The 14,365-nt window shown below is 55.6% G+C and carries 15 protein-coding genes; 1 reads left to right on the top strand and 14 read right to left on the bottom strand.

The window, feature by feature from the left end:
• Positions 1 to 15 precede the first annotated feature (15 nt).
• The 7 genes from FJD38_RS00315 to FJD38_RS00345 form a co-directional block, all read right to left on the bottom strand.
• Positions 16 to 942 carry a hypothetical protein gene (locus FJD38_RS00315; protein ID WP_146383596.1) on the bottom strand — a complete coding sequence of 309 codons (927 nt, stop codon included), beginning with the start codon at positions 940 to 942 and terminating at the stop codon, positions 16 to 18.
• Between the two features lie 30 nt (positions 943 to 972).
• Positions 973 to 2,109, bottom strand: a complete 1,137-nt coding sequence (locus FJD38_RS00320; protein WP_146383597.1) for a hypothetical protein — start codon at positions 2,107 to 2,109, stop codon at positions 973 to 975.
• A gap of 283 nt (positions 2,110 to 2,392) precedes the next feature.
• Positions 2,393 to 3,838: an ApeA N-terminal domain 1-containing protein gene (locus tag FJD38_RS00325; RefSeq protein WP_146383598.1), complete on the bottom strand. Its 1,446-nt coding sequence runs from the start codon at positions 3,836 to 3,838 to the stop codon at positions 2,393 to 2,395.
• 280 nt (positions 3,839 to 4,118) lie between these two features.
• Positions 4,119 to 4,913: a DNA adenine methylase gene (locus FJD38_RS00330; protein WP_146383599.1), complete on the bottom strand. Its 795-nt coding sequence runs from the start codon at positions 4,911 to 4,913 to the stop codon at positions 4,119 to 4,121.
• 150 nt (positions 4,914 to 5,063) lie between these two features.
• Positions 5,064 to 5,588: a lysis system spanin subunit gene (locus FJD38_RS00335; protein WP_146383600.1), complete on the bottom strand. Its 525-nt coding sequence runs from the start codon at positions 5,586 to 5,588 to the stop codon at positions 5,064 to 5,066.
• Positions 5,585 to 6,130 carry a glycoside hydrolase family 19 protein gene (locus FJD38_RS00340; RefSeq protein ID WP_146383601.1) on the bottom strand — a complete coding sequence of 182 codons (546 nt, stop codon included), beginning with the start codon at positions 6,128 to 6,130 and terminating at the stop codon, positions 5,585 to 5,587. The genes FJD38_RS00335 and FJD38_RS00340 overlap by 4 nt, the downstream gene beginning before the upstream one ends.
• A gap of 48 nt (positions 6,131 to 6,178) precedes the next feature.
• Positions 6,179 to 7,225: a phage late control D family protein gene (locus FJD38_RS00345; RefSeq protein ID WP_146383602.1), complete on the bottom strand. Its 1,047-nt coding sequence runs from the start codon at positions 7,223 to 7,225 to the stop codon at positions 6,179 to 6,181.
• A gap of 111 nt (positions 7,226 to 7,336) precedes the next feature.
• On the opposite strand from FJD38_RS00345, the gene FJD38_RS00350 reads away from it, so the two are divergent.
• Entirely contained in the window at positions 7,337 to 7,684 is a 348-nt protein-coding gene (locus tag FJD38_RS00350) for a hypothetical protein (protein WP_146383603.1), read from the top strand.
• Here FJD38_RS00350 and FJD38_RS00355 read toward each other — a convergent pair.
• From FJD38_RS00355 to FJD38_RS00385, 7 genes are all read right to left on the bottom strand, one after another.
• Positions 7,626 to 7,832 carry a tail protein X gene (locus tag FJD38_RS00355; protein ID WP_146383604.1) on the bottom strand — a complete coding sequence of 69 codons (207 nt, stop codon included), beginning with the start codon at positions 7,830 to 7,832 and terminating at the stop codon, positions 7,626 to 7,628. The genes FJD38_RS00350 and FJD38_RS00355 overlap by 59 nt on opposite strands.
• A complete protein-coding gene (locus FJD38_RS00360) occupies positions 7,807 to 8,652 on the bottom strand; it encodes a phage tail protein (RefSeq protein WP_146383605.1) in 846 nt (281 codons plus the stop codon). The genes FJD38_RS00355 and FJD38_RS00360 overlap by 26 nt, the downstream gene beginning before the upstream one ends.
• Positions 8,653 to 8,665: 13 nt before the next feature.
• Entirely contained in the window at positions 8,666 to 11,524 is a 2,859-nt protein-coding gene (locus FJD38_RS00365) for a phage tail tape measure protein (RefSeq protein ID WP_146383606.1), read from the bottom strand.
• 147 nt (positions 11,525 to 11,671) lie between these two features.
• On the bottom strand, positions 11,672 to 11,980 hold the full coding sequence (locus FJD38_RS00370; RefSeq protein WP_146383607.1) for a phage tail assembly protein: 309 nt from the start codon (positions 11,978 to 11,980) through the stop codon (positions 11,672 to 11,674).
• Positions 11,981 to 11,991: 11 nt separating this feature from the next.
• A complete protein-coding gene (locus FJD38_RS00375; protein WP_146383608.1) occupies positions 11,992 to 12,495 on the bottom strand; it encodes a phage major tail tube protein in 504 nt (167 codons plus the stop codon).
• A gap of 12 nt (positions 12,496 to 12,507) precedes the next feature.
• Complete coding sequence (locus tag FJD38_RS00380) at positions 12,508 to 13,680, bottom strand: phage tail sheath subtilisin-like domain-containing protein (RefSeq protein WP_146383609.1); 1,173 nt, start codon at positions 13,678 to 13,680, stop codon at positions 12,508 to 12,510.
• 90 nt (positions 13,681 to 13,770) lie between these two features.
• The gene (locus FJD38_RS00385; RefSeq protein ID WP_244302688.1) at positions 13,771 to 14,364 is read right to left on the bottom strand and encodes a phage tail assembly chaperone; all 594 of its coding nucleotides are present in this window, start codon (positions 14,362 to 14,364) and stop codon (positions 13,771 to 13,773) included.
• Position 14,365 lies beyond the last annotated feature (1 nt).

Below are 14,365 nucleotides of genomic sequence, written 5' to 3' on the forward strand. Positions count from 1 at the left end.
CGCTTTAGTAATGCCTTACGACCGCTTGTTAATAAGCCACTCCACCAGACCAGAGCTTACGACAAGACGAGCAATACGGCTCAAATCCCATAGATGTATATCTTTTCGCCCTTCAACGGTCGGAGCCAAGTCATATTTGCACGTGTGATAAATAAAATACATCTCATCAAACTGCTCATACTCATCATAAGATTTCAAATAGTATTCAAAATCAGATTTTGACGTGAATGATTTAATCTGCACAAAGGCCCGCTTTTGGGTAGCGGGGGAATACACGTCGAGATCAATGTCTTTCTCCGTCTTGCCAAGCACGGAAAAACGCTGCCAGCCGGATTTGGAGAAAATAAGGTCAATCAACAACTCAAAATCGTGCCACCACAGTCCTTTGATCAGCTCTTCGACCTCATCCCTGAGCCTCTGCAAGGAGTCCTTGGCGGTCTGAACCTGATCAATCGTGTGGCCGTTGATTTTTTTGATTAGGTAATCTTGCATCTCAACCGAGCAGATAGTCCCTCTATAGCCCTGCACCTTAGTGACCCGGCCATCAATATTTTCGACACGCAAAGGCTTGCCGTGGATGTCACATGAGGACCACTGGCCAATCACATTACGAACCCGGCTCAGGTCGAAAAGCTCTTCCACCTTCGTGTCAGCAAAGCACCAATAAAGGCGCTTTTTGTAAAATGTAATCCAGAGGCAATGCTCATCAAGCTCGTAGAAAGCACGTATCTGATTCACAGAACTTGAGGTAGTGGCCCCGTTGCCTTTCCTTGCGTTGAACCAGAATTGACGCACTGCATACCAGTTCCCGTCGAGCGAGTCTTGATGATGAGGGCTATGATACCCAAGCCTGATAACTCCTTCCGCTATGCAGGACGCCTCCCACTCTCCGCCCTCACCGAGCTTGATAAACCGGACCTGTGTAGGGTTGATTTCTTGCACTTAAAGCTCCTTAAATCATCCAGTCGGAATTCACAGCCCAAGCGTCAGCAGGTGGTTGAAATCCTCATGACAGCGCTTCATCAAGGCATAGTCTTCGTCGTCAGCGCTCATATTGCTCAACCCTAAAGCCGTTTCATTACAACCTATGCTCACGAAGCTTTCGTAAAAAGCCCGGTCACGCAATTTAATAACATCGTTGCGACTACGAAAAACCTCTAACAACGTTGAGTAGGTGTTTTTTAGAATCCAAGAGTGGTCCGCAGCCCTGAGTCGATCAATATCAAAATATAGCCTTTCAATGACCTCCAAGCCCGGTATGACCTTTACTACTTCTAACGCATCACGATAGTCGCGTCTGTCGAGGAAAAACTCCATAAGGGCTTCTCTGGAATAGCGCATCAGCGATTTGTTTAACCCTTCAAACCGTGGGTTCCCGGAATAGAAGAGGAATGCGCTGGCGATAACCTTCGCAATACGAAGAAACTCATCGAGTGAGTAGATATTAATTCCCGTCTGAAACCCGAGAAGGCGCATGTCTCCATCGAACACCTCACCGGTCCAACGTATGCCAAGATCTCCGTTGATGTGCATTATGAGAGTAATCACCTCTCGAGTGCCGCTGTAGTCCCATGTTGCTTGATCAAGAAACTCATCAAGCCTTTTGAGACGCGCTTGCAGACGACCGAGAAGATTCTCACGCTCGGCGGTGCTCACAGGCTCAGCCTTGAAGTCGAGGTGAACCGGGCTGTTTAGAGGAAAAATCCAGTTGTAGAGGTTTTCCCCGTCAACAAATACGAATTTGTTCTCGAAAGAGTTCTCCAGCTCTCTGAGCCTATCCATGAAAAGGCGGCGATGGTTGATGTATTGCTCGAAATTCATCGCAGCCAGTTGCTGCTGAGTGACCTTCTGCTGATCCTCATTGGTCTTCTGAATCTGTCGGTTTTGGTGTGCAAGGAATAGCAGGGTCGCAACGGTTGCCCCGGTTGACGCGACCATGAAGAAACCGCTGAGCAGTGAACCGAAGCTCGACCAAGCCGCATGGTCGTGTGAGATAGACCCCAGCATCATTCCATAGGTAGTGAAGAGAATCGCGCCGAGTATGGCGATGATGAAAGCGATCCAAATCCACGCTGTCTTCAGCTTATCGTCCTTTCTGTCAAAGCTCACTGCCGTCCCTCTCGTGTGTCTGTAGGTCTGCGATGCTGCCAGATGAGCTACGAGTGTTACCAGCACATCCCAAACCGAAGGCGAGAAAAAAGCCCTGTCAGGGCTTCGGCGATTCAAAACGGTGCATGCGTTTTCACACAACCTGGACCGTTAACAGCCCTTCGGAGCGGACGGAGACTAGGCCAATAACTGTCATGTGACGATGACCGCACTTTTGAAGCAGGAGGCAATTTTAATACGGTATCTGCCTAGTTTCTCTTGCTTTTGAGGATTTGGTGATGGGTCAAGTTAGTTTGCCCTCTTTGATATGGAGTCCCACTTCGTTAAGGGTGTACCTGATTCTACTGGACGCGCGGCCAGTGCTTAGCATGTTGAGTAAAAGCAAGTCATTCACTCCGCATAACTTCAGAATTATAGCGGGATAGATATTACTAAGGGCATTGTTTAGCGAGTAGATTTTTCCTAGAAAGTCCTCATAACCTCCTGGCGCACGCTGCCCTCCAAAATGTGAAATGTCATTACGTTTGACAGCGCATTCGTTACAAAAATCGCGAAGTGATTGAGCTGTAAAGTTTAAAGGCAAAAGTTTTATACATTCAACCAAGCGTTCGGCGAGAGAGGGCTCAGCAGAATACTCAAGTTTAGCCTCCAACCATTTTCGATCCTTGGCCAATTTTATTTGCCCAATGATACGTTGAGCTTTCAGCTCTAGCTTCGTGGGAGGCGAGTCTTTATTTAGTGTGCGATGCAACGATTCGAGCCCCCATATTAAATTAACAAATCGATGCTCAACGTATAGCTCGACGCCACGGCGCGTTCCTAGATACAGGCTCATTCCGGGCCCTAACTCCTCCCTTTTAATTTGCCACTGTTGAAAAAGATGACCAAATTCTTCTCGAATAGCTGGGAATGTTAACAAGCAATTATGGCGTGTGGGTGGAGCGGCTGAGGTTCTAGATCGTAAAAAATAAAACCTGTATGATTTGGTGCTGCTTACAGTACGGCCTATCGTTAGAAATGGCCACTCCACATTGTAGTCTGAACCAGTTAAAACTAAGAACAAATCCGTGATTGAGGAAAAGTACTTCTTAAGTTCCGAGGAAGTTTTTTTGGGCTTGGATAGATATTTAAAGCTGACTTTTTCAGCGATATTTATCACGTGATTTTTCTGATTGCCGAACATTGGGGCTAGCAAGTCAAACTCTACTGATATAGTACTTCTATCTTCTAGTGTGTATTTAATATTTTTCTGTTTCTTATGGGTTGCTATTAGCTTTCTTTTTGTTCTACTCGTTTCAATGGAGCCTAAGCCTAGCCAGTCCTCAAATCCAGTCAGCGGAATTGAAAGGCCATCAAACATTATTTCCCCTTTCGATTCGGGGAACGGTTTAGAACCAATTAAGCAATTTGTTGCTCCATAGTTTTCATAAGAAATTCCACCGAAGGATGCTTTGCCTCCTTGGGTATGGACGTCCGTCAATAGTACATGCTCGCTTGAGTTCTTGAGTCGGCCTTCAATATCAGGGCATGAATTTCCGGATCCCACAAAAATTCTGGACATCGGGTGATCCGCTGAAGGTAAATATCCATGTAGCTCAATACTTATTCGTCCGTCATCAGTAATTATCAAATCACCTGCTACTGCTGACTCCGGGACAATGTCGTCCTCAGGAATCGGCTCATTTCGCCACCAAAAGTACCCGCTTTCCTTAATTGTTTTGCTTTCCATAACGAACCATGTTTTTAATTTTTGGGTGCTTGTAGGCTTGCCAAGCTACTCAGCGAGACCTCAAGGTAGCCAGTAAAGAGGCTCACGTCGACTACTCTACTGATTTCTCCAACGCGACTAATGCAGGAACAAGAAAGGTCGTTTCGATCTCCCTCATACGCTACAAGCCGAGACAAGTGGCAGTGTTCGCCATCTGACGAATCAGAGACGCGCAGGTCGTCTGCTTTTGGCCGATAGCAGCCCTTCGTTACGGACTGCTATCGGATTCAGCCTTTCCAACCTAAAATAACCCTCCCAAAGCTTCCGGTTCCCAATTCATCACAATCAACTCCCCCGTCACCTCAGCCTTCCCCTGCCGCTGATTCGTGGTCGTGTACCGGATCTCGGTCGTCTCAAAATGAAACCCCGTAAACACCCGCCGAATATCCGGGTGATCGTTGATGCTGACCATCACTTTGCCTTTGCAGCGCCGCATAAAGTCAGCCATGCGCTCGTAGTTTTCAAACGGGAAGTCGACGCCGTATCCAGCCGTCTGCCAGTAAGGCGGATCCATGTAGTGGAAGGTGTGTGGCCGGTCGTAGCGCTCTGCGCACTCAAGCCAGGGCAGGTTTTCAACGTAGGTGCCGGCCAGGCGCTGCCAGGCTGCAGACAGGTTCTCCTCAATGCGCAGCAGGTTGATTGCAGGGGCTGTCGTTGCGGTACCGAAACTCTGACCTGAAACCTTGCCACCGAAGGCATGGTGCTGCAGGTAGAAGAATCTCGCCGCACGCTGGATGTCGGTCAAGGTTTCCGGGCGGGTCATTTTTTGCCACTCGAAAATCTGCCGTGAGCTAAGGGCCCACTTAAATTGCCTCACGAATTCTTCCAAATGGTTCTGCACCACGCGGTAAAGGGTCACCAGGTCGCCGTTGATGTCGTTGAGCACTTCGACTGGAGCAGGCTGCGGGCGCAGGAAGTAGAGTGCCCCGCCGCCGGCGAAGACTTCGACATAGCATTCGTGGGGTGGGAACAGGGGGATAAGGCGGTCGGCGAGGCGGCGTTTGCCGCCCATCCAAGGAATGATGGGTGATGACATTTTTTGCAAGACCTTTACTGTATGGATAGACAGGTGTTAGGCTCGCTCCGCTTTGTGCACGAAGCAGGAGCCTTGACTGGGCTTGCAGGGCTAATCTGCGGGTTTGGTGGCCGGGCTGGATGTTGACGCATCCAGCTTCGGTCGCTCCTTTTATTTCGTGTGTGAGACTTCTTTGGCGTAGGCCTGACAGGCTTGCAGCGCGATCAGTCCTTGGTCGCCGTCGCCGGTGACTCCGATAATTCGTTGAGCATGCGCTCGGTCAAGTTGGGCTCTCGCGGTTCCATGAACCACGCCGCCGGGGACGGTGGAGGCTTGCATTCCGTCACGATCATTTGTGGTGGTGTTGAGTAGGACTGACAACCGCAGGTCAGCAGTAGCAATCCGATCACGCAGGCGGGTTTGAGTGGTTTTCGCATCAGTCAGAACTCGGTAGTGGGCTTGGTCGCTGGCTGCCAGCCATTGCTCCAGGGCGAGACGTTTGCCCTGCTCCGCGATGATTAGCGCTGAGTTGGCATTGGCCAGATGGGTCAGGGTTGTTTGGTGGGTAGCTTCTTGCTTGGCCAGTTGCTGGCCGTAGGCGTTGGCCTGCCACGCCCATGCCGCCCATGCACTGCCACCCATAAGGCCGAGCATCAGCAGCAATGCCCCTCCCCACTTCATCGCGTCGAGCTTCATGCCAACACCTTGAGGGCACGGGCATACAGCGCCTGACGATCTGCTGCGCCGTTCTGACCGCCGTTGATGCGACGGGTGATGGTGTCGAACTGACCCGCGTCGGCCAAGGTATTGAGCCCCCTGCTCGCCCAAAACCATGCCGCTGACATGCAGGCGTGCTGCGGCTTTTCCAGCAGTTCGGGTTGGTTGATCAGGTCAAGGGCCAGCGCTTCGCCGCACATCATGTAGTTGGCCCGGCCGGTGATCTGGATCAGGCCACGGCCTCGATATTTTTGACCGTCACCATCCGCCTCGGGGGTGTTGCCCAAGCGCTTGGCCAGTGAGCCGGTGTCATATTTGCTCAGGTATTGGTCATTACCCAGTTCGCGGACGTAGCGGAACTGGCCGGACTCGTGGCCGATCTGGGCGATAAAGGCGGCGATGCGTTTCGGGCCGACGATCTGGAAGCGGACCATCGCGGTGTTTAGCACAGGAACAAAAACGCCGGCTGTTTGGCCGGCGTTGGGGAGGATCTGCTGGAGTTGTTGTTGGGTGATCGACATAGGCTTGCCCTAAGGATAACGCCCGCTCATGGCCGGCTGGGTGTGGGTTTACTCTGCTTTTAGCGATACGACTTTGAGTGGGGCTTTGGGCTTCTTGCCTTTGGCCTTGGCTTTGCCCTTTTTGCCGCCGTTGCATTCGACGGTGGTGCTCCAGCCGCTTTGGGTGAAGACCTGCTCCACCGAGTCCACCAGGTACTCGCCATCCAGCCCGGACTTGAAGCCTTGGGCGTTGATGGTTCGTTCGGCATACAGATCCGTACGGCCGGGCATCTCCAGACGTACCGCTGCGGTCGAGCGATTGAAGGCTGATAGCCGCGCCTTGGCCGCTTGTTCGGCGGCGGACTTGTTCGGGTAGATGTGACGGTCGGTATGCACGGGCGGCAGGCCATCCGGGGACTCGTCGTTGTCCAGGGTGACAACCTTCAACTGACCGGTCTTTTTGTCTTGATGCTGGGTGCTGACGGCTTTGTGGGTGCTGCGATCAGTGAGACGAAATTGCCAGCGGCTGACGTCGCTGCGCGTGAGGGTGATGGTGCCCAGCGCCGTGCCGCTCGCGCTTTGCCCGCCTTGTCTGGGCATGACCAGCAACTTGCCATCCGCCACCTTGGCGGTGCAGTCGAACTGCTTGGAGAGTCGGGTGATGAAGTTGAAGTCGGATTCTCTGAGCTGATCTGCGCGAGGCACGACCGTGTTGACCGGGCACACCGGCGACCAGCCATTACGTGCGGCTACGTCATTGACGATGCTGCTCAAGCTCACACCTTCCCAACTACCACTGCGGGTGGTCTTGCCACTGCCGCGCATGTCGCTGGCTTTGCCTCGGATTACCAGCGTATCGGGTGGGCCGGACAGTTCGACCTCGTCCACGGTGTAGCGCCCGAGCCGGGTTAACGCACTGCCGTTGTAGCCGAGAAACACTTCAATGCTGGCCCCGCGACTGGGCAGCGTCACGGCGCTGTCGCGGTCATCAATGCGCAGTTCAAAGTCGTCGGACTCCATTCCGGGTTTGTCGGTAGTACGCAGTAAAAGTAGGCGATCATTGATCAGTGCTGTGATGTCGGCACCGTCTGCGACGATGCGGAATATTGGGCTCATGGGCTAATTCCGGACAAGAAAAAGCCCGCTTCAAGGCGGGCTGGCATTTAGTCAAAAAAATGCAAGAATGTGTTAACTACTTTTCTACACAAACTCTCACAAGGAAGTTTTATGATTGACACAATCTCACGTGCAAAACATCTTCAAAAGGAAATTGTCGGAGAAATTTACAGACAGCAAGGATTAAAGACTTTAAACCTTGAAAAACTGCACTCTGTGATTGATGAGCAACTTCATATTTTATCGGTTACTCACGACGCACCAAAGGATAAAGCCGAGCTTAAAAAAATTCTTTCTACCGGAATTAAGCTCCAGATTCAAACAGCTCACGCGACTGATGTATTTGTAAAAGATGGACTCCACGCAGCACTGAAATACTTGATCGAACAACCTACTGTGACTAACCCCACAGCATCACCACCTCATCACTCGGTACCGGCAAATCCGGCAGGTGAATAATCACCCCCACCCGAAAGGGCTGTGCCTCATCGGCCAGCCCTTGGTTGGCATCGAGCACGGCTTCAACGGTGCCGTTGAGGTGGCCGTAGTAGTTCTGGCAGAGGGTGTCGAGCACGTCACCGCTATGAGTTCTGCAGGTCGTCGCCATAGCGCACAAACTCCAAGGTAAAGCCCTGTTTACGCGGGATGCCGCCTTGCAGCAGCGCGCTTTGTTCTTCTTCTATGTTTTTTAAACACCAGTTGCCCAGTACGTCGCCGTAGCCGGTGATCAGGCCCAGCGGTTGTAGCTGAGCACCGATGCTGCGCAGGGTGTCGAGTTGTTTGATGCCGCCTTTGAACCCCCCAAAAATCGAGCCGCTGAGGGTGATGCGTTCTTCGCCCATGCCGACTGCCTGTTGAGCCGGTCGACGGCTGAGGCGTTCTTGCGAGGCCCAGCGGTATTCGCTGGAGCGTTTGAGTTCGTCAAACGCAGCGGTGTCCAGGTTGAAGTAGAACGGGGTTGAGCCCGGTTTGAGCGATTGCATGATCAGCAGGTGCGGGAACGGTTTGACCGCTTCGGCCGCTGGGGTGGCGTCTATGCCAAAGGCGCCGGTCGGGATGATGTTAGCCAGCGAGGGGCTGACATTGCCGGCAATTTTGTTGAGGGCCGTCGCGGCTTTGCCAGTCTGTTCCTTGAGGACGCCGAGACGTTCATCGATTTGTGAGGCGGCCCGGGTGGCTTTGTTGTAGGTGGCCACCACCGCTCCCGCTTTGGCTTGAGCGGCACTGACCCCGCGCATCAGCCGTTGAACCTTGGCCCCGACTGCGGGGCCGATAAAGGGCAAGTCGTCCAGCTCGGACGCAGCGCCGGTGATTTCGTTGATGGCGCCATTCACCGGGCCGAGCATGCCGTCGAGACTGCGCCGCCCGGTTTCGCCGGCGGCGGTCAGGTATTTCAAGCCTGCCAGCAGCTGTTCCATATAGGCCATGTCGTCTCCTTAATCAGAGGTGCGGTTCGTCGTAGAGGTTGCGGTTCGACATTTGCTGGTTGATTTGCTCGATCTGCCGTTGCAGGTGCGGTTGTAATTCCCGAGCCAACGCGGCTGGGTCTTTGACGTCGCCTTGCACCGTGACGGACAGCGCCGCGTTGACATCAATTTTTTGATTGATTTTCGGCGGTTCGACCTTGAGCACTGGTTCAACCTTCGGCGGCATGACCAGCGGCACAGGCGGTGTGGCGTTTGCGAACGAACGCACCACGTCGCCCATGTTGACCGCGCCGGGCATCAAGCGAGGCGCGTCCTGGCTGGGAGCCCTGTCCTGTTGCATGGGTGATGGACGCACTCGATCCGTGCCCGGGAAGCGTGGTGTGGTGTTCACGTCCGGCAGTACAAAGGGATTTTGTACATTCGGGCCACGCCGGTCATACGGCACAGGGCTAACAACCACCGGCGCCGGCATGTCACCCGCTGGCTTGGCTTGAGGCTTCTCAGGTTCGGCGGGCTTTTCATCATCGCTGCCGAACCAGGATTTACCCAAGCTGATACCCAGCGACTCGCCGCCCATGCTGCCGAGCAAACCGCCAATCAGACCACCCACCGCCGTGCCCAAGATGGGCACCACAGAACCTATGGCCGCGCCGGCGGCAGCGCCTGCCAATGCACCGGCCATGTTGCCCGCTGCTGCGCCATAGCCTTCGGCTTTCTCGTTCTGCGTTTCAGCGTTTTGGAAGGTGTCAACGCCTTTCATAACGCCTTCAAACAAGGCGGCACCCGGGATCACTTTGCTGGCTTTACCGATCAGTCCCATTGCCCGCGCGGTACGGCTTGCCGGGATAGGTGGAACGGGCGGTACCGGAGGCCGAGGTGGCCGTGGCGGACCGCCACCGCGTCGACGCGTGTTGCGGTTGCTGCCGCGACGACGGCGGCCTTGGCCACCAGCACCACCTCCCCCCATCGCAGCAGCGTTAACGACAAAGACCTTTTGCGGCCCGGAGTCGTCACCGCCGTCTTCGTCGTTTTTGGCTTCGCGGAACACATCCAGCACTTTGAGGCCGGTTTCGATGGGGTTGAAACCTTTGCTCTCGTTGTCTGCGTCATCCCCTTCGGCGGTATTGTCGTCACCGTCTTTTTTGCCGGCGAAGGCTTTGAGGCCAATTTCGGCGAGGGCCAGAACTTTGGAGCCTTTGCCCTCCTCCTTGTCATCGCCCTCGCCGGCGTTGGTGACAAAGACCTTTTGCACACCTTTCCCATCACGGCCACCCATCGCGCCCCGGGCGAGGTTAAACAAGCCCTTGCCGATTTTCAGTGAGCCCCACAACCCTTGCAGGGTCAGGGCACCACCGGCCAGCACGGTCAGCCCCATTGCCAAGCCCGGGGTGCGGTCGCTGAGTGCGGTGATTCCCTTGGCCACCGAGGTAAGCCCTTCGGCCACGCCATCGGTGATCGGCCTAATCGCGTCGCCCACCGAGCGCATGGCGTCGTCCATCGACTGGGCCATTTCCGCCCATTTCTGCGACGAGGATTCGCGGCGCTCGCTGAGGTTTTTGTCGAGGATGCCGCTGGCATCGCGGGACTCGCGTTTGAGCTGGCCGTACAGCTCCTTGTTTTGCATATAGGCCGTGAGCGCAGCCTTGACCTGCATATCCGAAAAGATGTCGCCGGTGCGCAATGCCTGTTCCAGCGAGGCCATCATGGCCTTGGCTTTTTCGGGGTTGGCTTCCTTGCTGATTTGCGCGGTGGCTTCGGCCATTTGGGCGGCGCGCTTGGGGTCGGTCTGCTCGATGTATTTCTTGGCCAATGCCATGCTTGACTCAAGCGTGGACATGCCTTCTTGCAGGCCTGTACGCATCGAGCCTTCGTAGTCGATACCGGCTTTACTGTAGGCATCAACGGTCTGTGACGACCCGATTTTGTCCATCCAGTTTTTGATGTTGTTGGCCGCTTCGTCGGCGCCGCCCGCCGTTTTCATTTGCACCTGGAGCATGGCGCCCAGTTGGGTCACCGCATCCATACCGGTGATGCCGAGCTTGCCCATGTTGGCCAACAGTTCAGGAAACCAGCGCGCCATGTCGCTGGCTTCAAAACTGCCCGCCTGCCCTTGAAAGGCAATGGCTTCCAGTGCCTGCTGCATCTCTTTGGCGTCAGTGATCTTGGCGTTCTGCCCCAGGGCGTTGATCATCTTCGCCGTTTCAGCACTGCCCGAACCTTGGCCCACCACGAACTTGGCCGCCACCGGCGCGTATTCCAGTGCCTTGGCCAAGTCCATGCCGGCACCCACCAGCTCGTTGACCACGTTGGCCACTTCGTTGCGGGCCAGTCCGGTGTCACGCGAAGTGATGATGATGGTGCGCGACATCTGTTGTTCTTGCGGTGCATTGGCCACGCCGGCCTTGATCGCGATGTCACGGATGATTGCGTTGTAATCGGCGCTGACTTTGGTCGGGACAGCCAGTGCAGCCACGCCGACAGCGGCCTTGCCAATGCTGCTTTTGACCGTGGCCCGGCCTTGGTTGATTTGCGTGTGACCCTTGGCTTTCAGGTCCACTTGCTGCGCGGTGCGACCCAGCGCCTGATAGGCCTTGTCGAGCCGCCCGACCTCGATCCCTTGTTTGCGCAAGCTGTCGAGGTTGGCATTGAGTTTGTTCAGGAGTGTTGAAGCGCCGGCGGCGCCGGTGTCGTGGGCTTTTTTCCATTCGTTGCGCAACCGGATGGTGTCGCCGATCTGGCGTTGCATCACCCGGGCCTTGGCCCCGGCGGCTTCCAGTTTCTTGATTCGCCCTTCCACCTCTTTGAAGGCCGAGCCCACGGTGGAGCTGACCGCCCCGCCGATCACCAGCCCGAGTGCGAGTTTGTTTGCCATCTGTTTGCCCTACCCTGTGATGCGCGGCAGGCGGCTCAATCCGTGAGCCACCAGATCATTTCCGAGAACGGCATGGCCATGATCTCGGCGGCGGAAAAACTCGTTTCCGACGCCAAGCGCTTGGCCAGTTGTTTCAGGGTGACGGGGTTACAGTTCGCTTTCGTCGACCAGACGAAAATAGCCTTCCTGCACGCGGTTGTAGTCCACCACCTTGAGCCCTTCGAGCTCGTTGGGGGCGACTTCGGTCAGGCTGGAAAACAACTGCAATTCACGCTTTTCGGCATCGCCGCCGGAGACTGCACCGGCTGCGCGCACATCGCGCACCGTGGGTGCGCGCATCACCAGGGTGTCGGTTTTGACATTGTTCAGCTCGGTCGGATAACGCAGGGTCACGGTGACGCCTTCGTCGCTCAGTTTGAGCCAGCTCGGTACTTTCTTTTCAGTGGTGGTGGTCATGCGAGATTTCCTTAGAGGCCCAGGGCGCTGCGTACATCTGCCATTTGGTCGACGCCATCAATCACGCGCACGCAATTGACCATGTCGATTTCGTAAATAACCCGACCATCGACTTCCAATTTGTAATATTGGAGCGCCATGGCGTACTTGCTTTCGGCCTTTTCGCCGGGCTTCCAATCGCCCATGTCCAGCTCTTTGAGCAGGCCGCGCATGGTTGCAATGACGGGAGTGACTTTGCCTCCAAGTCCTTTGAAGGCACCACGAAACACCGCGTTGCCGCTGGTCTGGTCGGCCAGACCGAAATACTTCATGGCCTCGCGACGCACGCCAATGGTGACGAAGTTGGCTTCAAGTTTTTCCAGGCCCACGTCCAGTTCGATTTCACCGCCCATGCCACCGCCCCGGAAGGACTCGGTTTTAACGGTGAGCTTGGGCAGGGTCACGGACGGCACGTCGCCGGCAAAGCTGATCCCGCCCATAAACAGGTGGGTGTCATACAGCACTTGAGGAATCATTGAGCGGCCTCCTTAGGCGGTGGGTTCCAGCACTTCGGTCAGCCACTGGTTGGTAACTTCGACGCGGAAAATAGGGTTCTCGGCAGGCGGCACGTCGGTGAAACGAATGTTCCAGTACACCTTGCCCTGCTCCAACTGGCTGGCCGTGTTGAGCGCGGTGTCGGCATAGACTTCGAAGTTGATCACCGCGCCCTGATTTTTCAGGTCGCGCATAAAGGCTTCGAGGCCGTCCGTCACGTCCTTGACGTAGGTTTTGGTGATCGAGCGGTCGACCGCCCATTTGTGCCCAGCCAGAATCGCGTCCATCACGATGTCGACTGTGCGCACACGCGTGACAAAAGCCCATTTGGAGTCGGTCGACAGGGTGCGGTTGCCCCACAGGCGATAGCCGCCGTCGCGAATGATGGTGCTGATGTTGGCGTTGTTGAGCAGGTTGGCACGGCTGGTTTCGTCGCCGTCCAAAAACTCGATCGGCCTCGAAGTGCCGGTGATGCCGACAAACTCCTTGTTCGACGGCGAAGCCCAGAAGCCGTACTCAGTGTCTGTCCAGGCAAACAGGCCAGCGGTGAATGCTGATGCCGGGGCGTCGATGGTTTTGCTAGTAATCGTGTCCCACTGCTGCACGCCCGGGTCGACCATGTAAATGCGCTTGCTGCCGAACTCCTGCGCGTAGGCCAGTACGGCTTCGTCGGTGGTGTTCGGGCCGTCGACAATCGCAACGGCGCGTAGCTTGCCGGCGAGCGCGTCCATCGCGGTGGCCACCGCTTGAGTGGCTGAATGCTTGGGCGCGATCAGCAGGCGCGGCTGGGCGTTAAAGCGGCTCTTGCCGTCGAGCAAGGCTTGCAGGCCGGTACGCTGTCCCGAAGCCAGGACGCCGCCGATAATGGCCGAGGTTTGCAGCGCGGCGTCTTCCAGCACGGCTACGCCGCAGGCGACGATCACGGCTTTGGCTTTCAAGAACACCGCCTTGGCCGCGCGGGTGATGGCCGCGTCTTCACCAAACGCGGCGACGGCTTCGCGTTCGCTGGTCAGCAGCACTAGGTCATTGGGTTTGGCCGATGCGGCCGGGCTGACGGTGAAGGTGTCGCAAAGGCCGATGATCGAGGTCGACGGCAGCGCAATGGTGCGCGCGCCCGTGTCGACAAGGGCGACGGTAACGCCGTGAAAACGGCTGGTTGTGCTCATAGGGTCATGCTCCAGAAACGACAAAGCCCCGCAGTGCGAGGCTTGTGTGGGTCAACCGAGGGATACAAAACGCACCGGGGTGCGGGGTGATTATTGCAGCAGAGCTTTTAAGTCCTCCGGTATAAGCGGACGAGCAGCGAGCGCCGGAAACTCGGGATGTTCTGGCCAATGGCGCAAATCGAGTCGATAGACCTGAAGACGCTGGTATTGATCAACGCTCAAGGTCGTCGGCTGTCCGGCTTCCACTTCGTCACGATGGCGAACCACCAAGGGGTCTGTGGCAGCCAACATCTGATCGCGCCAAGCTCGCTCGCGCTGCACCTGCTGCTCATCACTCAGCGCCGGTGGCGGGCTGTCGATGGGTGCACCGTGGGCATCAGGAACGATCACCCTTCCACGCTCTTGAGCGTGCAGCAGCTCGATATGCCGGGCCTGGCTAATTTCGACCAGCTCATTAAGGGGCGGCAAGCTACAGCCAGGGTTCGCTATTTCAACCTGCGGCGGATAGGCTTTTTCATCGGGTATGGAGATAAAAACAGGTTCCGTCTCAAGGTCATCTGTGGATGGGGCTAGCACCTCTAATAGCGGCCGAGTCCAGAATGGATCATCGACCATGATCGTTCGTGGGCCATGCACTTCGTCCATGTAGAAGGCGGCTGTTTTCGCGTGATAGTACGTTTTCATT

It is taken from the genome of Pseudomonas saxonica (genome assembly GCF_007858365.1).
Classification (GTDB): domain Bacteria; phylum Pseudomonadota; class Gammaproteobacteria; order Pseudomonadales; family Pseudomonadaceae; genus Aquipseudomonas; species Aquipseudomonas saxonica.